This is a genomic window from Acetilactobacillus jinshanensis (assembly GCF_004359375.1).
GTDB lineage: Bacteria > Bacillota > Bacilli > Lactobacillales > Lactobacillaceae > Acetilactobacillus > Acetilactobacillus jinshanensis.
Genome location: NZ_CP034726.1, coordinates 1454162 through 1477258, shown reverse-complemented (window position 1 = coordinate 1477258; position 23097 = coordinate 1454162). Strand labels below are relative to the sequence as shown.

20 protein-coding genes, 3 tRNA genes and 3 rRNA genes are annotated in these 23097 nt (G+C 41.4%); 21 read left to right on the top strand and 5 right to left on the bottom strand.

Translation table 11 applies throughout. The features are described from left to right. Positions 1 to 12 precede the first annotated feature (12 nt). From dusB to ELX58_RS07095, 8 genes are all read left to right on the top strand, one after another. Positions 13 to 1038: a tRNA dihydrouridine synthase DusB gene (dusB, locus tag ELX58_RS07130; protein WP_133442421.1), complete on the top strand. Its 1026-nt coding sequence runs from the start codon at positions 13 to 15 to the stop codon at positions 1036 to 1038. A 129-nt stretch (positions 1039 to 1167) separates the two neighbouring features. Continuing rightward, the gene (gene lysS, locus ELX58_RS07125) at positions 1168 to 2649 is read left to right on the top strand and encodes a lysine--tRNA ligase (protein ID WP_133442596.1); all 1482 of its coding nucleotides are present in this window, start codon (positions 1168 to 1170) and stop codon (positions 2647 to 2649) included. A gap of 412 nt (positions 2650 to 3061) precedes the next feature. Next, a 16S ribosomal RNA gene (locus tag ELX58_RS07120) occupies positions 3062 to 4637 on the top strand. An 83-nt stretch (positions 4638 to 4720) separates the two neighbouring features. After that, positions 4721 to 4794 (top strand) — tRNA-Ile (locus ELX58_RS07115). Positions 4795 to 4804: 10 nt separating this feature from the next. Beyond that, positions 4805 to 4877 (top strand) — tRNA-Ala (locus ELX58_RS07110). Between the two features lie 183 nt (positions 4878 to 5060). Further along, positions 5061 to 7985, top strand: a 23S ribosomal RNA gene (locus tag ELX58_RS07105). 69 nt (positions 7986 to 8054) lie between these two features. Continuing rightward, positions 8055 to 8171 (top strand): 5S ribosomal RNA (rrf, locus tag ELX58_RS07100). The 16S, 23S and 5S rRNA genes sit together here with 3 tRNA genes alongside, the layout of an rRNA operon. Positions 8172 to 8241: 70 nt before the next feature. Beyond that, positions 8242 to 8314: transfer RNA gene (locus ELX58_RS07095), tRNA-Thr, on the top strand. An 89-nt stretch (positions 8315 to 8403) separates the two neighbouring features. Here the strand turns inward: ELX58_RS07095 and ELX58_RS07975 are convergent. Beyond that, the gene (locus ELX58_RS07975) at positions 8404 to 8577 is read right to left on the bottom strand and encodes a hypothetical protein (protein WP_162614676.1); all 174 of its coding nucleotides are present in this window, start codon (positions 8575 to 8577) and stop codon (positions 8404 to 8406) included. Positions 8578 to 8770: 193 nt separating this feature from the next. Here ELX58_RS07975 and ELX58_RS07090 point away from each other — a divergent pair, with 193 nt between their 5' ends. Further along, entirely contained in the window at positions 8771 to 9517 is a 747-nt protein-coding gene (locus ELX58_RS07090; RefSeq protein WP_133442420.1) for a CAP domain-containing protein, read from the top strand. 73 nt (positions 9518 to 9590) lie between these two features. Here ELX58_RS07090 and ELX58_RS07085 read toward each other — a convergent pair whose 3' ends face one another. Continuing rightward, positions 9591 to 10682, bottom strand: coding sequence for an LCP family protein (locus ELX58_RS07085; protein WP_133442419.1), 1092 nt, complete (start codon positions 10680 to 10682; stop codon positions 9591 to 9593). A 163-nt stretch (positions 10683 to 10845) separates the two neighbouring features. On the opposite strand from ELX58_RS07085, the gene ELX58_RS07080 reads away from it, so the two are divergent. Next, a complete protein-coding gene (locus ELX58_RS07080) occupies positions 10846 to 11517 on the top strand; it encodes a 2,3-bisphosphoglycerate-dependent phosphoglycerate mutase (RefSeq protein ID WP_133442418.1) in 672 nt (223 codons plus the stop codon). 126 nt (positions 11518 to 11643) lie between these two features. Continuing rightward, on the top strand, positions 11644 to 12450 hold the full coding sequence (locus ELX58_RS07970) for a hypothetical protein (RefSeq protein ID WP_162614675.1): 807 nt from the start codon (positions 11644 to 11646) through the stop codon (positions 12448 to 12450). 87 nt (positions 12451 to 12537) lie between these two features. Here the strand turns inward: ELX58_RS07970 and ELX58_RS07070 are convergent, their stop codons facing one another. Genes ELX58_RS07070 through ELX58_RS07060 form a run of 3 tightly spaced genes read right to left on the bottom strand, consistent with a single transcriptional unit; the run spans position 12538 to position 14878 of the window. Further along, a complete protein-coding gene (locus ELX58_RS07070) occupies positions 12538 to 13872 on the bottom strand; it encodes a C1 family peptidase (RefSeq protein ID WP_133442417.1) in 1335 nt (444 codons plus the stop codon). Positions 13873 to 13907: 35 nt separating this feature from the next. Continuing rightward, complete coding sequence (rpiA, locus tag ELX58_RS07065; RefSeq protein ID WP_133442416.1) at positions 13908 to 14588, bottom strand: ribose-5-phosphate isomerase RpiA; 681 nt, start codon at positions 14586 to 14588, stop codon at positions 13908 to 13910. Between the two features lie 20 nt (positions 14589 to 14608). Next, positions 14609 to 14878 carry a GNAT family protein gene (locus tag ELX58_RS07060; protein ID WP_133442415.1) on the bottom strand — a complete coding sequence of 90 codons (270 nt, stop codon included), beginning with the start codon at positions 14876 to 14878 and terminating at the stop codon, positions 14609 to 14611. 149 nt (positions 14879 to 15027) lie between these two features. Between ELX58_RS07060 and ELX58_RS07055 the strand changes: the two genes are divergently transcribed. The 10 genes from ELX58_RS07055 (at position 15028) to secE (ending at position 23092) form a co-directional block, all read left to right on the top strand. Continuing rightward, the gene (locus ELX58_RS07055) at positions 15028 to 15564 is read left to right on the top strand and encodes a dCTP deaminase/dUTPase family protein (RefSeq protein WP_133442414.1); all 537 of its coding nucleotides are present in this window, start codon (positions 15028 to 15030) and stop codon (positions 15562 to 15564) included. A 25-nt stretch (positions 15565 to 15589) separates the two neighbouring features. After that, a complete protein-coding gene (radA, locus tag ELX58_RS07050) occupies positions 15590 to 16990 on the top strand; it encodes a DNA repair protein RadA (protein ID WP_133442413.1) in 1401 nt (466 codons plus the stop codon). A gap of 126 nt (positions 16991 to 17116) precedes the next feature. Beyond that, complete coding sequence (gene gltX / locus ELX58_RS07045) at positions 17117 to 18613, top strand: glutamate--tRNA ligase (RefSeq protein ID WP_133442412.1); 1497 nt, start codon at positions 17117 to 17119, stop codon at positions 18611 to 18613. Between the two features lie 150 nt (positions 18614 to 18763). Further along, positions 18764 to 20170 carry a cysteine--tRNA ligase gene (gene cysS, locus ELX58_RS07040; RefSeq protein WP_133442411.1) on the top strand — a complete coding sequence of 469 codons (1407 nt, stop codon included), beginning with the start codon at positions 18764 to 18766 and terminating at the stop codon, positions 20168 to 20170. A gap of 8 nt (positions 20171 to 20178) precedes the next feature. Further along, on the top strand, positions 20179 to 20595 hold the full coding sequence (locus tag ELX58_RS07035; RefSeq protein WP_133442410.1) for a Mini-ribonuclease 3: 417 nt from the start codon (positions 20179 to 20181) through the stop codon (positions 20593 to 20595). After that, the gene (gene rlmB / locus ELX58_RS07030; protein ID WP_133442409.1) at positions 20585 to 21337 is read left to right on the top strand and encodes a 23S rRNA (guanosine(2251)-2'-O)-methyltransferase RlmB; all 753 of its coding nucleotides are present in this window, start codon (positions 20585 to 20587) and stop codon (positions 21335 to 21337) included. The genes ELX58_RS07035 and rlmB overlap by 11 nt, the downstream gene beginning before the upstream one ends. 53 nt (positions 21338 to 21390) lie before the next feature. Beyond that, positions 21391 to 21930, top strand: coding sequence for an NYN domain-containing protein (locus ELX58_RS07025; RefSeq protein ID WP_133442408.1), 540 nt, complete (start codon positions 21391 to 21393; stop codon positions 21928 to 21930). A gap of 157 nt (positions 21931 to 22087) precedes the next feature. Continuing rightward, complete coding sequence (locus tag ELX58_RS07020; protein WP_162614674.1) at positions 22088 to 22693, top strand: sigma factor; 606 nt, start codon at positions 22088 to 22090, stop codon at positions 22691 to 22693. 50 nt (positions 22694 to 22743) lie between these two features. Further along, a complete protein-coding gene (gene rpmG / locus ELX58_RS07015) occupies positions 22744 to 22899 on the top strand; it encodes a 50S ribosomal protein L33 (RefSeq protein ID WP_133442406.1) in 156 nt (51 codons plus the stop codon). A gap of 19 nt (positions 22900 to 22918) precedes the next feature. After that, positions 22919 to 23092 carry a preprotein translocase subunit SecE gene (gene secE, locus ELX58_RS07010; protein ID WP_133442405.1) on the top strand — a complete coding sequence of 58 codons (174 nt, stop codon included), beginning with the start codon at positions 22919 to 22921 and terminating at the stop codon, positions 23090 to 23092. Positions 23093 to 23097 lie beyond the last annotated feature (5 nt).

The window sequence follows — 23097 nt, the reverse complement described above, 5'->3', positions numbered from 1 at the left end:
GGAGTAATGAACATGAAGAGTCAAGCATGGAAGATCGGTAACGTTACGATCCCGAATCGAGTGGTCGTCGCACCGATGGCCGGAGTGACTAACGTTGCCTTTCGAACCATCTGTAAGAAATTTGGTGCTGGATTAGTAACGTGTGAAATGATTTCTGACCGTGGATTAATCCATCACAACCAAAAGACGTTAGGCATGTTAAGTGTTAACCCAAATGAACACCCGATGAGTATTCAGCTTTTTGGGAACAGTAAAGAAACGTTAGTTCCTGCCGCTCAATATTTAGCTGCTCACACCCCGGTCGACATCATTAACATTAATATGGGTTGCCCGGTTCGGAAGGTCGTTAAGACAGGTGCCGGATCCCACTGGTTACTTTATCCAGATAAAATTTATGATCTAGTGTCTGCACTGGTTAAAAACGTTGATAAGCCAATTACCGTTAAGATGCGGACCGGTTGGGATGAAGATCATATTTATGCCATTCAGAATGCGTTATCTGCCCAGGATGCTGGAGCTAGTGCCATTGCGATGCATGGTCGAACCCGTAAACAGTTTTATCGTGGTCACGCTAATTGGGATATTTTACGTGATGTGGCCAGTCATCTATCGATCCCGTTCATTGGTAACGGTGACGTTAGAACGCCACAGGACGCCAAACGAATGCTCGATTATACGGGATGTACTGCCGTGATGATCGCCCGTGGTGTTTTAGGTAACCCGTGGATGTTGAAGCGGACCGTTCATTACCTTGCCACCGGTGAATTATTACCTGAACCAACCGTTGCTCAGAAGATTGCCATTGCGAAGGATCATTTGCATCGTTTGGTCGGTCTTCGTGGTGCTAAGATGGGTCCACGAATCTTTAGAGGCCAGGCCGCTTATTATTTGAAGGGCATGCCGCATGCTGCTAGAACGAAAGTTGCGATTTTTGGAGCTGATACTGAAGATCAAATGGATAAGATCTTAGATCGATTCGTTGAAAAGGCTCAGCGCCGTCAAGCAATTCTTAAAGCTCGTGGCCAGCGAGGCTATTAATAGCGTAGAGATATAATTCTTAGAATATGATATAATAACAGTGCTTAATAGGTACTAATATATCTAATTCGAAACGTTAAATATTAATGATTAAAGATTTAATCAAAGATGGAGGTTTTTAGAGTGCCCATGAAAATGAATGACCAAATGCGTGCTCGATTACAAAAGATGCACAATTTGGAAAGAACGGGTGTTTACCCGTTCGGTCATCGTTTTAAGCGAACTCATTTAGCTAAGCCACTACATGATGAATACGACGGCTTAAGTAAAGACCAGGTTATTAAACTGGATAAGCACGTTGTAATTGGTGGCCGTATGGTTGCTAAAAGAGGTAGCGGTAAAGTTGGCTTTGCTGATATCCAAGATCGAACTGGTAGAATTCAAGTTTATATCCGTCGTGATGTCGTTGGCCGAAACAATTTTGCTTTTTATAAGCACGCCGATTTAGGTGATGATTTCGGTTTTGACGGTGTAATGATGAAGACCGATACCGGTGAATTAACGGTTCGTGTCACTAAGATTCATTTCTTAGATAAAGCATTACGTCCTTTACCTGATAAATACCATGGTTTAAAGAACAAGGCTCAGCGTTACCGTCAACGTTACTTAGACTTGATTTCTAACCGTGATAGCTTTGACCGTTTTGAAAAACGAACCAAGATTATCAAAGCGGTTAAGAGTTACTTAGATAACAAGCTTAATATGACTGAAGTTGAAACACCAATCTTGAATACTGCTCCAAGTGGTGCTAACGCTCGTCCATTCGTTACCCATCATAATGCCATGGACCTGGATATGTACCTACGAATTGCCTTGGAATTACCATTAAAGCGTTTAATCGTTGGTGGTATGGAACGAGTATATGAAATGGGCCGTGTCTTCCGTAACGAAGGGATGGATCCTGACCATAACCCTGAATTTACTGAATTAGAAACTTATGTTCAGTACTATGACATGTACGATGACATGGATGAAATCGAAGGAATCTTTAAAGCCGCTGCGAACGCCGTTACCGATAACGGAATCGTTAATTACCAGGGCCACAAGATTGATATGAACAAACCATTCCGTCGTTTACACATGGTTGATGCTATTAAAGATGTTACCGGTGTTGATTTCTGGCCTAAGATGTCATTAGATCACGCTAAAGCATTAGCTAAGGAACACGGTGTCGAAGTCAAACCATTCTTCGGTGTTGGTAATATCATTAACCAGTTCTTTGAAGATAAGGTTAAGGCTCATATCAAGCAACCAACCTTTATCTATGGACATCCATCCGCCATTTCTCCATTGGCTAAGCGTAATTTAAAGGATCCACGCTTTACCCAGCGTTTCGAATTCTATATCTTAGGTACTGAATACGGTAATGCTTATTCTGAATTGAATAATCCGTTTACCCAGTTAGCAGCCTTTGAAAAGCAGGCCAAAGAAAAAGAAGAGGGTAATGCCGGTGCCGAAAGTATCGATTACGATTATGTAAAGGCATTACAATATGGCTTGCCGCCTACTGGTGGTATTGGTATTGGTATGGATCGTTTAGTAATGTTACTTACCAATGCTAAATCAATCCGAGACGTACTATTATTCCCAACCATGCGTCCAGATGAATAAGTAAATATAATTTACTCGAAAATGATTCAAAAGTGCTGATGATTAAAAATCAGCACTTTTTTGTTATCTTTTTACGAAGAGTCCTTGACAATTTATCCACTAAGGAGTAAATTAATAATTGCTCCGTGAAATGGGCGGCAGATAGTTATCTTAATTAATAAAAGATTTAATTACTGCTTGACAATATTTCACGTGAGTGATATATTAATAATTGTCACGTGAGCGAGAGCTCATGTGGCTAGTAATTGTAGGTCTTTGAAAACTGAACAAGATTTTGACATCACAAGTGCAAGTGGTCTCGTTATTTTATAATGAGATTTTTAACTTTACGTGCGTTTTTAATAAATTCGTTCGTACAACTAAACTAGTAATTTAATCTTAAGAGCTTGTAATTAAGTTCTTATGTTATTTTTAACATGAGAGTTTGATCCTGGCTCAGGATGAACGCTGGCGGTGTGCCTAATACATGCAAGTCGCGCGCACTCCCGTAGATGATTTTGATGCTCTGCATCAAATGATTCTACATTCGAGTGAGCGGCGGATGGGTGAGTAACACGTGGGTAACCTGCCCTTGAGTCTGGGATAGCATCTGGAAACGGATGATAATACCGGATAACAACTGAAACCACATGGTTTCAGTTTGAAAGGCGCGTTTGCGTCGCTCTTGGAGGGACCCGCGGTCCATTAGTTAGTTGGTAAGATAAAGGCCTACCAAGACGATGATGGATAGCCGAACTGAGAGGTTAATCGGCCACATTGGAACTGAGACACGGTCCAGACTCCTACGGGAGGCAGCAGTAGGGAATCTTTCACAATGGGCGAAAGCCTGATGAAGCAACACCGCGTGAATGAAGAAGGGTTTCGGCTCGTAAAATTCTGTTGCTAGAGAAGAACGTACCAAGTAGGAAATGGCTTGGTAGTGACGGTATCTGGTTAGAAAGTCACGGCTAACTACGTGCCAGCAGCCGCGGTAATACGTAGGTGGCAAGCGTTATCCGGATTTATTGGGCGTAAAGCGAGCGCAGGCGGTTGTTTAAGTCCGATGTGAAAGCCTTCGGCTTAACCGAAGAAGTGCATTGGAAACTGAGCGACTTGAGTACAGAAGAGGACAGTAGAACACCATGTGTAGCGGTGAAATGCGTAGATATATGGTAGAATACCAGTGGCGAAAGCGGCTGTCTGGTCTGTCACTGACGCTGAGGCTCGAAAGCATGGGTAGCAAACAGGATTAGATACCCTGGTAGTCCATGCTGTAAACGTTGAGTGCTAGGTGTTAGAGGATTTCCGTCCTTTAGTGCCGAAGTTAACACATTAAGCACTCCGCCTGGGGAGTACGACCGCAAGGTTGAAACTCAAAGGAATTGACGGGGACCCGCACAAGTGGTGGAGCATGTGGTTTAATTCGATGCTACGCGAAGAACCTTACCAGGCCTTGACATACTTCTGTTAGGCTAAGAGATTAGCTGTTCCCTTCGGGGACAGATCTACAGGTGGTGCATGGTCGTCGTCAGCTCGTGTCGTGAGATGTTGGGTCAAGTCCCGCAACGAGCACAACCCTTGTGACTAGTTGCCAGCATTCAGTTGGGCACTCTAGTCAGACTGCCGGTGATAAACCGGAGGAAGGTGAGGATGACGTCTGATCATCATGCCCCTTATGGCCTGGGCTACACACGTGCTACAATGGACAGTACAATGGGTTGCGAAACCGCGAGGTCAAGCTAATCCCATAAAGCTGTTCTCAGTTCGGACTGCAGTCTGCAACTCGACTGCACGAAGCTGGAATCACTAGTAATCGTGGATCAGCATGCCACGGTGAATACGTTCCCGGGTCTTGTACATACCGCCCGTCACACCATGAGAGTCCGTAACACCCAAAGATAGTGCGGCAACCTCTTTTGAGGAGCCAGCTATCTAAGGTGGGACGAATGATTAGGGTGAAGTCGTAACAAGGTAGCCGTAGGAGAACCTGCGGCTGGATCACCTCCTTTCTAAGGATTTACATTCAATCGGAAACTTGTACAGATATCGAAATCTTGTTTAGTTTTGAGAGGCCTACAGGCCTTGCCCGTATGGGTCTGTAGCTCAGTTGGTTAGAGCGCACCCCTGATAAGGGTGAGGTCGACAGTTCGAGTCTGTCCAGACCCATTGCTGTTATGGGGTATTAGCTCAGCAGGGAGAGCACCTGCTTTGCAAGCAGGAGGTCAGCGGTTCGATTCCGCTATACTCCATTGAGCCCGTGAGGGCTCATACATTAGAACTTGGTTCTTTGAAAACTGGATAATATTTATATTTCCTATTGAAATTATTATTTATTTTAAATTTTAATTTCAACCGAGAACACCGCGTTATTTTTGAATTCTAAAATTATTCAAAATGACCAAAACCGTTGTCACGCAAGTGACAAACATTTAGGTTAAGTTATTATGAGCGTATGGTGGATGCCTTGGCACTAGGAGCCGAAGAAGGACGGAACAAACACCGATATGCCTCGGGGAGCTGTAAGTAAGCTTTGATCCGGGGATTTCCGAATGGGGAAACCCAATCACCTCAGTCGGTGATTACTCGCCAGTGAATTGATTAGCTGGCGAGGGGAAGACGCTGTGAACTGAAACATCTAAGTAGCAGCAGGAACAGAAAGAAATTTCGATTCCCTAAGTAGCGGCGAGCGAACGGGGAAGAGCCCAAACCATGGAGCTTGCTTCATGGGGTTGTAGGACTGAACATTTGAGTTACCAAAAGCATTAATAGTCAAAAGATTTGGAAAGATCTGCCAGAGAGGGCGAACGCCCCGTAGGCGAAATTGATGCTTCTCAGTTCAGGATCCTGAGTACGACGGAACACGTGTAACTCCGTCGGAAGCCGGGAGAACCATCTCCCAAGGCTAAATACCACCTAGTGACCGATAGTGAACCAGTACCGTGAGGGAAAGGTGAAAAGCACCCCGGAAGGGGAGTGAAACAGTTCTTGAAACCATATGCTTACAAGCAGTTAGAGCCCGTTAACGGGTGATAGCGTGCCTCTTGCAGAATGAACCGGCGAGTTACAGTTGCATGCGAGGTTAAGGCGAAAAGCCGGAGCCGCAGCGAAAGCGAGTCTCAATCAGGCGTTGAGTATGTTGCCGTAGACCCGAAACCAAGTGAGCTATCCATGTCCAGGATGAAAGTTCGGTAATACGGACCGGAGGTCCGAACCAGTGTAAGTTGAAAATTGCTTGGACGAGATGTGGATAGCGGTGAAATTCCAAACAAACTTGGAGATAGCTGGTTCTCTCCGAAATAACCTTAGGGCTAGCCTCGGATGAAGAATCATGGAGGTAGAGCGACTGTTAGAATGAAGGACTCGTCTTGAGCTACTGATTTCTGATAAACTCCAAATGCCATTGATTTAAATATCCGGGAGTCAGACTGTGAGTAATAAGATCCATGGTCGAAAGGGAAACAGCCCAGACCACCGATTAAGGTCCCTAAATATGTGCTGAGTGGAAAAGGAAGTGAAATTGCATAGACAGCTAGGATGTTGGCTCAGAAGCAGCCATCATTTAAAGAGTGCGTAATAGCTCACTAGCCGAGTGGTTTTGCGCCGAAAATTTACCGGGGCTAAGCACATTACCGAAATCGTGGACACGCACCGTCAGGTGCGCGTGATAGGAGAGCGTTCTAAGGGCACTGAAGCAGGACCGTGAGGACCTGTGGAGCGCTTAGAAGTGAGAATGCCGGTATGAGTAACGAGAAACTAGTGAGAATCTAGTTCACCGGATGACTAAGGTTTCCTGGGGAAGGTTCGTCCGCCCAGGGTTAGTCGGGACCTAAGCCGAGGCCGAAAGGCATAGGCGATGGATAACAGGTTGAGATTCCTGTACCGGTTAATTGCGTTTTAAGCGAAGGAAAGACACAGAAGGCTAAGTAATGCATGCCGCTGGTTGTGCATGTTCAAGCTGCGAGCCAGGGAATGAGTCAAATGCTTGTTCCCGTTCACGTGAGCAGTGACGAGGACTGAAGTTTAGTAAGGAAGTTACTGACGTCACGCTGTCAAGAAAAGTTTCTAGCTAGTGATTAACCGCCCGTACCGCAAACCGACACAGGTAGTCAGGATGAGAATTCTAAAGTGAGCGAGTGAACCTTCGTTAAGGAATTCGGCAAAATTGCCCCGTAACTTCGGAAGAAGGGGCGCTGCACGTCAGTGCAGCCGCAGTGACAAAGCTCAGGCGACTGTTTACTAAAAACACAGGTTTATGCGAAATCGTAAGATGAAGTATATGGGCTGACGCCTGCCCGGTGCTGGAAGGTTAAATGGATGAGTCAGCTTCGGCGAAGCTCTGAAATGAAGCCCCAGTAAACGGCGGCCGTAACTATAACGGTCCTAAGGTAGCGAAATTCCTTGTCGGGTAAATTCCGACCCGCACGAAAGGCGTAACGATCTGAGCACTGTCTCAACGAAGGACTCGGTGAAATTGAAGTACCTGTGAAGAAGCAGGTTTCCCGCGACAGGACGGAAAGACCCCGTGGAGCTTTACTGTAGCTTGACATTGGGTGTTCATATGACTTGTACAGAATAGGTAGGAGCCGTGGAAACCGGAACGCTAGTTTCGGTGGAGGCGTCTTTGGGATACTACCCCTGTTGTACGAACACTCTAACCCATGCCACTGATCGTGGCAGGAGACAGTGTCAGGTTGGCAGTTTGACTGGGGCGGTCGCCTCCTAAAGAGTAGCGGAGGCGCTCAAAGGTTCCCTCAGAATGGTTGGAAATCATTCATCGAGTGTAAAGGCACAAGGGAGCTTGACTGTGAGACCAACGGGTCGAGCAGGGACGAAAGTCGGACTTAGTGATCCGGTGGTTCCGAATGGAAGGGCCATCGCTCAACGGATAAAAGCTACCCCGGGGATAACAGGCTTATCTTCCCCAAGAGTTCATATCGACGGGAAGGTTTGGCACCTCGATGTCGGCTCATCGCATCCTGGAGCTGTAGTTGGTTCCAAGGGTTGGGCTGTTCGCCCATCAAAGCGGTACGCGAGCTGGGTTTAGAACGTCGTGAGACAGTTCGGTCCCTATCCGTCGCGGGCGTAGGAAATCTGAGAGGAGCCGTCTTTAGTACGAGAGGACCGAGATGGACATACCGCTGGTGTATCAGTTGTCCCGCCAGGGGCACTGCTGAGTAGCTATGTATGGATGAGAGAAACGCTGAAAGCATCTAAGTGTGAAACCCACCTCAAGATGAGATTTCCCATTCCCTTCGGGGAAGTAAGACCACTCATAGATGATGAGTTCGATAGGCTGGACGTGGAAGCGCCGCGAGGCGTGAAGCCGACCAGTACTAATCGGTCGAGGACTTAACCCAAAAAGGTATCCTCGGAGAAGTATGGATATTAGCCAGTTTTGAGAGAACGAAGTTCTCTTGAAAATATAGTGTGGTGGCGATAGCCGGAAGGATACACCTGTTCCCATGCCGAACACAGAAGTTAAGCTTCCGCGCGCCGAAAGTAGTTGAGGGATCGCCCTCTGCGAGGATAGGCCGTTGCCACGCGAACAAACATGAGAGAAAAGGTCTTCGATTGATTTCGAAGGCTTTTTTATTTATCCTAATTATATATACCGCCGTCTTAGCTCAATAGGTAGAGCGTTTCCGTGGTAAGGAAAAGATCCTGGGTTCAAACCCCGGAAACGGCTTTAATAAAGAAATAAGGCGCTATTTAATTAAAAATAGCGCCTTATTATTTTAGATTCAGATATAAATATTTCTCATAAAGCAAATTTATTTATTTTTGATTCTGATGATATTTATCCCAAAGTTGGTTGATAATTAACGTATATTGACCAACTTTTTTCATATCACCATCTACGGCAGCTTTGTTTAAATCCAGCTGATACTGCTCCATTTTAGGCTGCCATTTAGGATATTGTTGTTTCTTTTTACGTTCTTCATTAGTCATTGCATATCACCTTCGCTATTAGTAAATGGATATTAATAACACAATATATAATTATAGGGAGATTTAAAAAGCTACGCAATAATGTGAAATATGACCACTTTTTAGTTATTTTATAAAAATAGTATAATAAAAGCGTTAATTGATGGCTAATAAAATTAGTAAATTTAAGATCTAAAAGAAGTTGAGTAAGCACATGAAATGGCATAAATTAAGGTTTAATCAGATGTTTAAGGTTGCCACCGCATTAATTCTGTTATTAAGTGTTGGTTCAATTAGTACCGTTGGTGAAGCTCGACATGTTCAACATGCTCACGTTCGAATTAATCGACAAATTCACCGAAATCCGCAAAAGAAACCTTATAATTCGATTCGATTCCGAAAACGTCATGTGAATAATCGACATGCTCGTAAAGCACAGCAGCCAACGTGGCGACAAATTAATCGTAATCGTCGTGAATTATATTGGAGAACTTTTTATGATACAAATTTAGATCGTATCATTTATCGGCGTCGTCCATTACGAATTAACAGACGCTTAAATATGATTGGACAAATTAGAAGTCGTCAGTTGTCTAGCTATTTCTCACACAATATGCCTTATCGTAACGATGAAGCTCGTTACCTTTTAGGGAAACGTCACATTAAGTATCAATATTATGGTGAAAATATCGCTAGCATTCCATTAGGTACGATTCAAGTTATTGCGGTCGGTTCTTATAATAATCCAACTGATGCTCAACAAAGTACACTAACTTATCATTCAAGAAATGGTTATCAGTTGGCTAATAATATTAATAACGCATCAATGTATCATGACGCCGGAGATGATTGGGGTCATCGAACTAACATCTTGTCCCGTCGTTATAAGCAAATGGGGATTGGTACTTATTACAGTCCCAAAGATCAAACGTATTACATGGCTATAGAATTTATTAATTAAAAACTAGCGCAAAAAATAACCTGATTGAACACAAATTATTCAATCAGGTTATTTTTATTTTAGTTTAATTTATTTAACTATTATCATCTGACAAATCTGAATCAGAATAATTATCGATGTAATTATTACTAATGGTGTCGCTAGTTGAACTTAAGCCTAAACTCTTTCGAATCTTTTTCGATACTTTAATTAATTCAGACTTAGTTGGAACTTCATAGTCAATTCCGTTGATCGTGGCGTTATTTTCCTGTAGACCCTCTGATCTTAGATGATGGGTTGCTACACCGTAACGAGCTCGAATCGACACCATATCGTCAAATTTAATGTCTGTCTTTAAATTATGCTGAAGTGACGACAGAATCTGTTTATATCGAGGTAATGATGTGATCTTCATACCTTTCATCAATAACTTTTCTAAGACCTGACGTTGTCGTTCTTGACGACCGTAATCGCCTAAAGGATCTTGATGTCTCATTCGTGCATAGGCTAAAGCTTCTTTGCCATTCAAATGAATTTTATGGCCTTTAGTCACATTGGCTTGCTCATAGTGGAATGATAACGGCGGATCAACCGTGGCACCGTCAACGGCGTTAACCATTTTTTCTAGGCCACCCATGTTTACGATGGCGTAGAAATCAATCGGCACGTTCAATAGACGCTGAACCGTTGTAACGGCCTTAGCAGGTCCACCTAAAGTGTATGCCGCATTAATCTTTTCGTATGGCTGTGAATCGCCAGGTACGGTAACTTTGGTATCTCTAGGGATACTCGTTAAGAAAATACTCTTCTTTTGTGGATTAATGGTTGCCAAAATGATGGTATCGGTTCGTCCGGTATCATGTCGACCAAGCGCACCCGTATCAGTACCTAATAATAGAACTGAGAACGGTTTATCTTGATTTATAATACTGGAAACATTTCGTTTATCAAAATTACCTTGTTGGTAAGTTTTTTGAAATGTATTTTGAGCATTATTATATGCTGAATGTAACCATACTAATCCAATTCCTAAGATAATTAATATTACGATAATGATTGGCCATACCCAAGGATGTTTACGCTTTCTAAAGTGTAATTCACCAGTCCGAGTAGGGTAGACGGTTTGTCTAGATTTGTTTTGGGATGAATCATTGAAATGATTCGATTGATTATTAAAGTCTTCCATTATTTTTATGCCCCATTTAAAGATTCAAGTAAATTATAGTATAAAGATACTTATAATGACAACGAAGATACCAGATCTTAATTGTTAATATGACTATAAATAAAATTGCGTTACAATAAAAAATGAAACTTTCTACCAATCCGTTAAGAGATGATATATAAGGATGGCCATTTTAGTATTGATTCGACATGGTGAAAGCCAAGCCAATCATGATCATATTTTTACTGGCTGGACTGATTCACCATTGACTCACTTAGGTGTCAAGCAGGCTCATCAAGCTGGTAAGAAATTAGAAAAAACTCACATTAAATTTAGTGATGTCCATACTTCATACCTAATTAGAGCTATTGATACAGCTAATATTGTATTGGATGAAATTGATCAGGCTTACATTCCTGAGCATAAAACGTGGCGATTGAATGAACGTCATTATGGTGCTTTACGTGGTAAAAATAAAATCGTTGTTAAAAAACAAGTTGGTGAAAAGCGATTTAATTCCTGGCATCGAGGATTTAAAGCTGTTCCACCATTATTAAAGACACCCGAAAGCGAGTACAAGTATCTCCGCGTGGGTGTCCATGAGCCGTTGGGTGAGAGCCTTGAAATGACTTATAAACGAATGCTGCCATATTGGATTGACTCCATTGTGCCTCGGTTAATCGATGGTCATAATCAATTAATCGTTGCCCATGGCAGTACATTAAGGGCATTGATTAAATATCTTGACCACATTTCCGATAAAGATGTTGAAAAGCTAGAAGTCCCAAACGGGGTACCAATTGAGTATCAATTTGATTCCCATTTGCGGATCTTATCTAAAAAAATAATAAAATAAGTAAAATGTAACGTAATATGATAGGGAATATTTGGGATTAGAAATTCTAAATGTTCCCTTTTTTAATGTAACAGAACTGTAAAATTATGGTATACTCAATACATAACTCATTGGGAGATGTTTTTAATGAAGAAACAATTGTTAAAGAAACTTGCTAAAGATGCTTCTGTTGCTTTATTAGCCGGTGTTATGGTTTGCGGTGCTAGTTTGAGTGCTAGCGCTAATGCTGCTCCTCAGACTAATAAATCTGCTGCTTATGAAGAAAAGGGCATCAAGAAAGGCCAATACAATAGTCATAAATTAGGTGCTACTGCTCCAAAAGCAACTAAACATGCTAAGGCAACTAAGAAGAACGCTAAGAAAGTTGCCAAAGGTGTTAAGAAGAGTGCTGCTAAAAATGCTAAGAAAGCAGCATCAAAGAAGTCAGCAAAAAAGGCTGCCAACAAAAAAGCCGCTAAAAAGGGTGGTAATAAATTAGCTAAAAAAGCTGCCAAGAAGTCTAACAAGAAGGCTGCTAAGAAAACACCTAAGAAGTTAAACAAAAAGGCCAATAAGAAAGGCAGCAAGAAGTTAGCTAAGAAGTCTAACAAAAAGGCTAGTAATAAGCATGCTAAAAAGGTTTCCGCTAAGAAAGCAGCTGCTGAAAAGGCTGCTATGAGCAAGACTAAGAAGCATATTGAAAAGCCTAATACCAAAAAGACTTACCGTCATTATGTAGCTAAGCATGCTAACTACCGCAAGAGTGCTTACTATCACAAAGTTTGGTCTAACGCCGAAAAGATTAACAAAAAGGCCGAAGCTTTCGATTTAAAGGCTGCTAAATATGACCAGAAAAAAGGTTATAAGAAAGCTGCCAAAAACGCTATGTACTATGCTAAGAAAGCTAACTGGTGGGTTAACCATGACCAGCACATGTTAAACTTAGCTAAGTGATTTATCGTTTAACTTAATTTAAGTTAATAAAAAAGCAGCTGATTAATTTCAGCTGCTTTTTTATATATCTAATTTTAAATATTAAGGTTATGCTAAAGTACCCATTGGGTCCCAAGGCTTTAATAGACTTGGCTTCTGGGCCTGATCCTTTTGCATAGCTTCTGGCATGTATTTCTTGTTAATGACTAACTGGTAAGCGAAACGACGGAACCAAGATTCACTCATTACGAAGTAACCCTTGTTACCAGGTTTCTTGCCCCAGCTGTTTTCAACTTTCCATTTAGTTGGCTTACCGTTGACGATGTCAACACCGGTTAAGACCATGGCATGATCCATGGCACTTTCGCCATAGTTCAAGGCGTCTTCCTTACTCATGGATACTTTGGTGTCGAATAATGAATCTTTATGGTAAAGATCGTCATCCATGACACCTTTCTTACTGTCGGAGTACTGGACAACGTCACTGCCGAACCAAACACTTTCACCGTGCTTTAACTGGGTAACAGCTAACTTTTCGAAGTCGTCCATAGTTAAGTTTAAGTGCTTAACCTGACGGCCACCGACGACGTTACCTAACATGTCAACGGTATAAGTCTTGTTATAAGGCTTGTCTTTAGTTGGTGAATTGATGACGGATACGTAGTTTTCTAAGTTTAAGCCAACGTACTTGTCATAGAATTTCTTAGGGGTTAAGTCCTTATCGATGTGGTAGTTGTTCTTCTTGTCATAGTATTCGAAGTTGAACTTCTTAACCGGTGCACCAAAAGCGTAAACTAAGATGCGGTAAATGTCGTTTAACATGTTACCCTTGGTCTTGTCTAAATCTGACTTAGAAGCACCTTTAGCAACGGCTTTACGAAGAGTAACCGCATCAATGCGTAACTTAGCGTTTAGGGTGCTGTTTAATTCATCAGAATTAACCGTGTTATGGGTACTGCCCATGGCCTGTTTCGGAACGACACCGTACTTTTCGATTAACGCACAGAGCATGTCCCATTGACCACCATCAGATTCTGGTGCACGGTTGATCCACCAAACGTAACGGTTGCTTAACGGTAACTTAGCGGTACGCAAAACGTTAACCAAGTAGAAGTTAGACTTTTCTAACTTATCCCAGAAGTTGATGTAGTTTTCTGAAAGTTCAAAATTATTCTTTAAATTGAGCTTGTTGATCATCCGGTCACGTAGAGTGTTTAATGCCGCAAATAACCAGCAGAAACCGGCTCGTTTCTGGTCAGTTACATCAACTTGATGTAGTTCAACTGAGAAGAACGGACGATCTTTATCATAAGCGTGAAAATCAGTGCTGGCAGCTAAAATACCGTTGTGCTGAACGGCACGAGCGATAACTTTAGCGTCCTTGCGCTGATCAACGTTGTTTTGATATTTCTGAATATCAGTTAATTTGATATCCTTACTCATCAAAATCACTCTTTCTATTAAGGTTAGTTAGATAATTATCTAGCGTTGATAATTTCTGGGCCATCGGGATGACCAACGATCACGGTATTGACGATATCTAAGAATAGGCCATGTTCAACGATTCCCGTCATTTCATCTAATTGTTTAGATAAATGATGCGGATGGTCAATCTGACCTAGGTTTAAATCGATGATGTAATTTCTGGAATGAGTCAGGATATGGCGACCGTGAGACATTCGGAAAGTTGGGTGATAGCCCATCTTCTTAAGTCGCACGAATAGTTGACTACTACCATATGGAATGACTTCCAATGGCAACGGGAATGAACCAAGGTGATTAGTAAGCTTAGTTTCATCCACGATCCAGATGTTCTTTGTCGAATTAATGGCTACAATCTTTTCCCACAGGTGAGCGATTCCGCCACCTTTGATACCTTGATAATTCTTATCAACCTGATCTGCACCATCAATCGTTAGATCAATGTGGTCAATATCATCAATATTTTTAATTGGGATTCCGGCTCGACGGGCTCGTCGTGCCGTTCGATTGGAAGTTGGGATACCAACGATGTGGAGGTTCTTTTCCCTTAATCGCTTTCCAAGGGCCTGGATCATGTACTTAACGGTTGATCCCGTACCTAAGCCAACTACCATATCGTCTTTAACAAATTTAACCGCTTCACGGGCAGCAATTTGTTTAAGTGCATCTTGGTTCATTTCTGCGTACTCCTCTAAAATTAACGAAGAAACTTCTGATATTCCTGATGCTTTTTAACGTAAGCCTTGGCAAATGGGTCCAAAATTCGAACACATTTGGGTGCCTTTGGGACTCGATCAAAAAATTGTTTGATCAGAATTCCTTGGTACCGCTTCATGTTTGATTGAGAACTAGCAAAAAGCTGTTCTAGCAGCCAGCATTTGCTGGATAATAGAAAGTAGGTCAGTTCAGCTACAATTTGATGTCGCTGATTTTTAATCATAATTGCGTTGGGTTTAAAAATAATCACAATTAGGCCCACTCTCTATACTTTCAATTTTATATTTAAAGGCTTTAATTGTCTAATTAAAGTTTTGCGGTTAAATATAAATCTTCTAAAATACGTAATGTATATTAGGTTGGAAATAAATTAATGGAAATTAATGGGATGTGAATAATTTGAAACGTGGATTTCAGATCGTATCAAAATATAAAAATCAAGGAATTAAATTACCAAAACGGGCAACCCAGAATTCAGCAGGTTACGACTTTGCCAGTGCCGTTGACATGACGTTGCCGTCAATTTGGAAGCTAAACTTTCTTAAAGTGTTGTGGGCCATTCATCATCAGGATCAGTTAACTGATGATCAGATTACCGCAGCTAAAAAGGTCTTAAAGCCGTACTTGATTCCAACGGGGATCAAAGCCTATATGCAGCCCAACGAAGTTTTGATTATCGCTAACCGTTCCAGTAACCCACTAAAACGGGGGATGATTTTACCTAACGGGATCGGTGTAATTGACAGTGATTATTACAACAATCCTTCTAACGAAGGTGAAATTTTCGTTCAGATGGTTAATTTTGGCATTCGTGACCGCAAAATTCATAAGGGTGACCGAATTGGCCAGGGCATTTTCATGCCGTATCTAATTGCTGATCATGAAATCAAGCCCAAGGCTAAACGTCAGAGCGGTTTTGGCTCAACAGGTAAGTAAACGATAAGTAAGGAGGGCTTTAGCAATGGCTAAACCCAGAACTCATTTCGTCTGTAAGAATTGTGGATATATATCACCGCGTTATCTAGGTCGGTGCCCTAACTGTGGCAAATGGAACACGTTTCGAGAAGAAGCTGTTGAAAAGCCGACCCATAGCCTCTTTGGTAATAATACCGGTGGAACAACGCAACGGGTAAACTTTAGCAGTTTGCGTTCTAAGCCAACTTTGATTGGTCACGTTAAGTCCCACGGAGCACCACGCTTTAAGACGAAGTCAGAAGAATTTAATCGGGTTTTAGGCGGTGGCATCGTCCCAGGATCTTTAATCTTACTTGGTGGTGATCCCGGGATTGGTAAATCAACGTTATTGATGCAGATTTCTGGACAACTGAGTGATAGTGGCAAAAAGGTTCTTTACGTGTCTGGTGAAGAAAGTGCTAATCAGCTTAAAATCCGTGCTAACCGACTAAGCATCAGTGATAGTCCTAACCTATACATTTATCCAGAAACTGATATGGACGCCATTCGGAGTGCCATTAATGAAATGCAGCCGGATGTTGTAATTATTGATTCCGTTCAGACCGTCCAGGAACCGTCAATTCAATCGGCGATTGGCTCTGTATCACAAGTTCGCGGTGTCACTTCCGATTTAATGGGGACGGCTAAAACTAACGGGATCACCATTTTTCTGGTGGGCCACGTTACCAAAGGTGGATCTATTGCTGGCCCGAAGACCTTGGAACACATGGTTGATACGGTGCTCTTTTTCGAAGGTGATTTGCATCATTCCTACCGAATTCTGCGCTCCGTTAAGAATCGATTTGGATCCACCAATGAATTAGGTGTCTTTGAGATGCGTTATCAGGGTCTTAAAGAAGTTAAGAACCCGTCTAAAATCTTTCTTGAAGAACGATTACGCAACGCAACTGGATCAGCCATCGTAGTTGCGATGGAAGGAACTCGACCGATTTTGGTTGAGATCCAAGCATTAGTTACACCATCGATCTTTGGCTATGCCCAGCGAACCGCGTCGGGATTAAGCCGGAACCGAGTATCAATTTTGATGGCTGTCTTGGAAAAACGGTGTGGCTTGATGCTGCAGAACCAGGATGCCTATCTTAAGGCCGCTGGTGGCATTACCTTGAATGAACCTGCGATTGATTTAGCAATGGCCGTCAGTATCGCCTCGAGTTATCGGAATATCAGTACTAACCCGGAGGAATGCTACATTGGTGAAATCGGCTTAACCGGTGAAATTCGTCGGGTGACCAGAATTGAACAACGAGTGACTGAAGCCCAGAAGTTAGGCTTTAAACGAGTTTTGATTCCGAAGCATAACCTTGAAGGCTGGCAGCCACCAGAAGGAATCGACGTGATTGGTGTAACGACTTTAAATCAGGCGTTGAAGATTGCGTTAGGAAGATAATTGATTCGGAAGTTCTTTATTTTTTAAGCCATTCATTGTAAAATTAATAATAAACGGGTATTCGATAAATTACCCAGTTAGTTTATTTAAAGCGTAAATAATAATCATAAAAAAGGGGAATTAGCTTTGGCTAAGCAAGAAGTCCGCGTTCGTTACGCACCAAGTCCAACAGGACATCTGCACATTGGTAACGCACGTACCGCGATTTTTAATTATCTATTTGCTAGACATAATCATGGTAAGTTCATCATTCGAATCGAAGATACCGACCAGAAACGTGATGTTAAAGGTGGTACCAAGAGTCAATTAGATAACCTGAAATGGTTAGGCTTAGATTGGGATGAAGGTCCCGATATTGGTGGACCTTACGGACCATATCGTCAGACTACCCGTTACAAGGAAAACGTCTACACTCCTTTAATCCAGAAATTGATTAAAGAAGGCCATGCTTACTATTCTTACCGAACCGAAAAGCAGTTAAAAGAAGATCGTGCTGAACAAAAAGCTATCGGTGTTCCACCGCATTACACTAACGAATACGAAGGTATGACTCCTGACCAGAAGAAGAAGTACGTTGCGGACTGTAAAGCTAAAGGTTTAAAGCCCGTTGTTCGTTTCAAAGTTCCGAAAGGTAAGACCTATAGTTGGGACGATATCGTTAAGGGTCACTTAAGTTTTGACTCTGATGATATCGGTGGTGACTTTGTCATTGCTAAACGTAGTGGCATGCCTACCTATAACTTTGCCGTGGTTGTCGATGATCACAAGATGCACATTACCCATGTATTCCGTGGTGATGATCATGTATCCAACACACCTAAGCAACTAATGATCTATGAAGCATTAGGCTGGAAAGCACCAAAGTTTGGTCACATGAGCTTAATCACCAGTGCTAAGACTGGTAAGAAGTTAAGTAAACGTGATGAATCCGTACTACAGTTCATCGAACAGTACCGTGAATTAGGTTACTTACCAGAAGCTATGTTCAACTTCATCGTTCTCTTAGGCTGGTCACCAAAGGGGACTCGTGAATTATACACGAAGAAGCAGTTCATCAAGCTTTACGATGCTTCTCGTTTAAGTAAGTCACCAGCTAAATTCGATAAGAAGAAGTTAGCTTGGATCAATAACCAGTACGTCAAGAAGAGCGACGAAAACGAAGTTATGGACGCCGCACTTTACGAATTAATCAAGGCTGGTAACATTCCAAAAGATCCTGATCCAAAGACTCTTGAATGGGCTCGTCAGTTGATTCGTCTGTACAAGCCACAGATGAGTTACATGGCTCAGATCAATAAAGAAGCATCCGTCTTCTTCACTGAACCAAAGAAGGTTGAAGGTGCTGCTTTAAAGGAAATCAGTAACGATACCGCTCCAAAGGTATTAACTGAATTCTATAAGCGTGCCAAAGCCTTACCGATCTTTGATCAGTACCAGATTTTACACGTTATCAAGTCAATTCAGAAAGATACTGGAATTCGTGGCCGTAAGTTATGGATGCCAATTCGAATTGCCGTTACTCATGAAATGAGTGGTCCTGAATTACCAGAATCGATTGAATTAATCGGTCGTAAGCGTGCTTTAAATCACGTTAGCGAAACTCTGAAGCAGATTACTAAATAAAGAATTTTAATTTTAATTGAGATTAAGTCTGGTGATAAGCCAGGCTTTTTTATTTGGTAACTTAAAACCAAGATTGATTTCGCTAGGTTATGCTATGATAAAACTAGGAATAATTTAAAAAACATGAAAACGAGATCCGGGGTAAGTTCATTGTTAAAAATCTATAATACTCTAACACAGAAAAAAGAACCGTTTAAACCGATCCATCCCGGCGTTGTTGACATGTACGTTTGTGGACCGACCGTTTACAATTACATTCACGTTGGTAACGCCCGAAGTATTATCGCGTTTGATACAGTTCGTCGTTATTTTGAATACTTAGGTTATCACGTTAATTACGTGTCTAACTTTACCGACGTTGACGATAAAATGATTCGTGAAGCTCACCAGGAACACACAACCGTTCCTAAACTAGCTGATAAGTACATCAAGGTCTTTTATCAGGATATTGATGCGTTAAATGTTCAGCGAGCCACCAAGAATCCACGAGCAACCCACAATATTCCAGACATTATTAACTTTATTAAAGTTTTGGTTAAAAAGGGCTTTGCCTATGAATCTAACGGCAGTGTCTACTATCGAGTCAAAAAGTTCCCCACGTACGGAGCTTTGGCTCACGAAAGTTTAGATAGCTTAGAATCCGGTGCTAGTCAACACGTCACGTCAAAAGAATTAGCCCAGAAGGAAAATCCGTTGGACTTTGCTTTATGGAAGAAAGCTAAGCCCGGTGAAATTCACTGGCAGTCACCTTGGGGCCCAGGTCGTCCCGGCTGGCATATCGAATGCTCAGTCATGGCCACTAAGTACCTAGGCGACACGATCGATATTCACGGTGGTGGTGAAGACTTAGCCTTTCCACATCATGAAAACGAACGAGCTCAGAGTGAAGCCAAAACGGGTAAACCGTTCGTTCACTATTGGATGCACAACGGTTTCGTTACCATTGGTAAAGATAACGAAAAGATGAGTAAATCATTACATAACTTTGTGATGGTTCACGATCTAGTTAAGCACGTTGATCCCCAGGTGATTCGGTTCCTGATGTCAACTACTCAGTACCGGCGTCCAATTCAATATTCTGACGACAGTTTAAAGGAAGCTTCCAGTAACTTGAATAAATTACGGGCCGCCTACAATAATCTGAACTATCGTTTGAAAGGTGCTGAACCGGGCTTGGATTCTGACGTTCAACAAAAAGTCGAACAGATTAAGGATCATTTTAAGTCTGCGATGAATGATGACTTTAACGTTCAAAACGGGATTGCCGAAGTTTATAAGTTAGCTAAATTAGGCAACGTCTACGTAAGCCAATCTAAGGTTACTAAAGACACCGTTGAACTGCTCTTACATGAATTAGTAACCTTATCATCAATCTTTGGGATTAAGTATCAAGCGCCAAAGTTAAATGATGATAAGATCAAAGCATTGATCCAGAAGCGTGCTGACGCTAGAAAGCACCGTAACTTTAAACTTAGTGATCAAATTCGGGATGATTTGAAAGCTAAAGGAATCATCCTTGAAGATACTCCACAAGGCACGAGATTTAGAAGGGAATAATAAAGTATATGGATGAAGATGTAGATTATAACCAGATTAACGGAATTGCCCTGGCCTATTTGGGCGATGCCGTTTATGAAACACCGATTCGTCGGCATTTATTAGCTCTTGGCATTACCAAGCCATGGCGTTTACAGAAAAAGGCTACGGATTATGTATCAGCTAAGGCTCAAGCGGGATTAATTGCTTTGATGAAGAAAGATAACTTCTTAAAGCCTGATGAAATTTCCGTTTTCAAGCGGGGTCGAAATGCCAAAAGTCATACGCATGCTAAGCATACTAGTGTTCTTACCTACCGGATCTCGACCGGCTTTGAAGCGGTCTTAGGTTACTTAGAATTAAGCAATCAGCATCAGCGAGTAACGAACTTCTGTGATTGGTGCATTAAACAAGTTGATGTGGGGCGAGTTAAATATGAAAAATAACCAGAGTGATATGATTATCGGCCGGCATCCAGTCGTTGCCGCGTTACAAAATAAAAAGCAGAGTATTAACAAAGTCTTCTTACAAGATAACGTTAAGTACGATGACACCATCAACGAAATCGTTAAATTATCGAAGGAACGGCATCTGGTGATTTCAAAGGTCCCGCGTCAAAAACTGGATTACTTGTCGGATCATCAGAATCACCAGGGTGTTATTTTAGCCATTGCGGCTTATAAATACTTTACGATCGATGACACGTTACATCATGCTCATGAAATGGGAACCGATCCGTTCTTCTTGGTGTTAGACCGGATTGAAGATCCGCATAATTTAGGCTCGATGCTTAGAACGGCTGATGCCACCGGCGTTACCGGAGTCATTATTCCGAAGCGCAGAGCCGTTGGTTTAACGTCAACGGTTGCTAAGGCTTCAGCTGGAGCAATTGAACGAGTTCCAGTTGTCCGGGTCACGAACTTAGTTAAAACCGTTAAGAAATTAAAGAAAATGGGTACCTGGATCTTCGGAACCGATATTCACGGTGTTGATTATCGACGCTGGAACGCTAAGGGCCCGGTTGCCTTGGTGATTGGTAACGAGGGTAAAGGTATTTCACCACTATTAAAGAAACAGATGGATGAAATGCTGACGATCCCGATGTTAGGTAAGATCCAGAGTCTAAACGCCAGTGTTGCGGCTGGATTAGTTATGTACCAAGGCTTTAATTCACGTCATTCATTGTGATTAAATTTTTGATAATTAAATATTAATAAATTAATTTTTAGGAGGTGATTTAAATGAAGAAAACTATTTTAGTAATCGATGCGTATAACGTCATTGGTCAATGGCCTCATTTAAATCGCCTTAAGTTAGCTAATCGATTGGGTGACGCTCGTGATGAATTGCTTCGTGAGCTGTCTGATTACAAAAAATATCGGAATATTCCGATGATCGTCGTCTTTGATGCCATGTACGTTCCAGGATTATCGCAAAAGGATAAACGTTATAATTTGGACGTCGTTTGGACCAGAAAAGATGAAACCGCTGATAGTTATATTGAAGCGTTGGTTCGTAAAAAGCAGTCTCGTTTTGTTCAGATCGTGGTTGTTACCAGTGATGACGCTGAACAGTGGACTGTCTTTTCAGCGGGTGCCTTGCGAATGCCCGATAGTGAATTATGGGACCGTATTAAACAGACTCGATACGAAGTTAATCGCCAGGTTCATAATTACCAAAATCAGGACATGGTCCGTAAGGTTCCGTGGAACAAGAAACAATTGTCGGAATTGTCTAAATTACGGGATCGATTGTCCAGATATTCACATCCACATCATTAAATAATTAATCTTTAATGATTAATTAATTGATAATTCCCCGTTGGCTCAAGTCTTATGGCTTGTTAGAATATTCACTTTCTGATAAATTAATTATTAAATTAATAAGGTATTAACACTTTATTAATTTAATTCATTTAGAAATTGGAGTGCCATGTATATGACAGCCCAGGGCCGACAGGATGACCAAGAATTAATTAATAAGATGACGGATAGCCAAGGTAATATCGTTGATGAAGATTTATTTTCTAAATTATCTGATCGATATTTACCGATAGTTAAATCTTTTAATGGTGAAATTTATCTTCCTTGGATGGAATTCGATGATTGGAAGCAAGAAGCCGACATCGTAATGACTGACGTTATTAGGACTTATGATATTGAGAGACAAGTTAATTTTGGAGCTTATTATAAAAGTTGCGTGAGAAATCGTTTTTATGATGTTGTTCGGAAAGCAAACGCCCAAAAACGAATTCCGAATAACTGTTTAACATCATATAGTGCTAATCAAAGTTATTATGATGATATGATTAGTGATACTAAAGCAACTCATCCTGAACAATTTGTGATAAATAATGAAGATTTAATAAAATTAATGACCCATTGTTCAAAATTTGAGCAGAGAGTACTTATTGATATCGGTATAAAACATAAATCAGAGTCTGATGTTGCTAAAGATAATAATTGTTCAATCAACAAGGTCAAAAATGCTTATGCTCGTTGTAAATTTAAGTATAAAAGAATGCTTGATAACGGGCTAGATTGACTGTTTACCCGTGAAATGATACTATTATTTTGAATTATGGAGGTAATTTAATGGCCAGTAATAAAAGACAAGCTGCTCTAGCTTGTACCGTATGTGGAGCTAGAAATTATACGATTACCGTCAATCCTAATAATCCGAAACGATTAGAATTAAGAAAATTCTGTAAACATTGTGGTAAGTACACATTGCATAAAGAAACTCGTTAATGATTAATGGGAGGATAAAATGAGGTTAATTAAATTCTTAAAATCCGTTTGCAAAGAAATGAAAAAGGTTGTTTGGCCTAATGTACATCAGACTAAACGTGATACGTGCACTGTAATCGGAACGTCAATTTTCTTTGCAATCTTTTTTGCAATTATCGATGGGATTTTACAGTCCCTATTGGGTTTACTGTAAAAATT

Coding starts and splice junctions, on each gene's coding strand:
- dusB (WP_133442421.1), top strand. CDS start 13: ATGAAGAGTCAAGCATGGAAGATCGGTAACGTTACGATCCCGAATCGA.
- lysS (WP_133442596.1), top strand. CDS start 1,168: ATGAAAATGAATGACCAAATGCGTGCTCGATTACAAAAGATGCACAAT.
- ELX58_RS07975 (WP_162614676.1), bottom strand. CDS start 8,577: ATGACTAATGAAGAACGTAAAAAGAAACAACAATATCCTAAATGGCAG.
- ELX58_RS07090 (WP_133442420.1), top strand. CDS start 8,771: ATGAAATGGCATAAATTAAGGTTTAATCAGATGTTTAAGGTTGCCACC.
- ELX58_RS07085 (WP_133442419.1), bottom strand. CDS start 10,682: ATGGAAGACTTTAATAATCAATCGAATCATTTCAATGATTCATCCCAA.
- ELX58_RS07080 (WP_133442418.1), top strand. CDS start 10,846: ATGGCCATTTTAGTATTGATTCGACATGGTGAAAGCCAAGCCAATCAT.
- ELX58_RS07970 (WP_162614675.1), top strand. CDS start 11,644: ATGAAGAAACAATTGTTAAAGAAACTTGCTAAAGATGCTTCTGTTGCT.
- ELX58_RS07070 (WP_133442417.1), bottom strand. CDS start 13,872: ATGAGTAAGGATATCAAATTAACTGATATTCAGAAATATCAAAACAAC.
- rpiA (WP_133442416.1), bottom strand. CDS start 14,588: ATGAACCAAGATGCACTTAAACAAATTGCTGCCCGTGAAGCGGTTAAA.
- radA (WP_133442413.1), top strand. CDS start 15,590: ATGGCTAAACCCAGAACTCATTTCGTCTGTAAGAATTGTGGATATATA.
- ELX58_RS07035 (WP_133442410.1), top strand. CDS start 20,179: ATGGATGAAGATGTAGATTATAACCAGATTAACGGAATTGCCCTGGCC.
- rlmB (WP_133442409.1), top strand. CDS start 20,585: ATGAAAAATAACCAGAGTGATATGATTATCGGCCGGCATCCAGTCGTT.
- ELX58_RS07025 (WP_133442408.1), top strand. CDS start 21,391: ATGAAGAAAACTATTTTAGTAATCGATGCGTATAACGTCATTGGTCAA.
- ELX58_RS07020 (WP_162614674.1), top strand. CDS start 22,088: ATGACAGCCCAGGGCCGACAGGATGACCAAGAATTAATTAATAAGATG.
- rpmG (WP_133442406.1), top strand. CDS start 22,744: ATGGCCAGTAATAAAAGACAAGCTGCTCTAGCTTGTACCGTATGTGGA.
- secE (WP_133442405.1), top strand. CDS start 22,919: ATGAGGTTAATTAAATTCTTAAAATCCGTTTGCAAAGAAATGAAAAAG.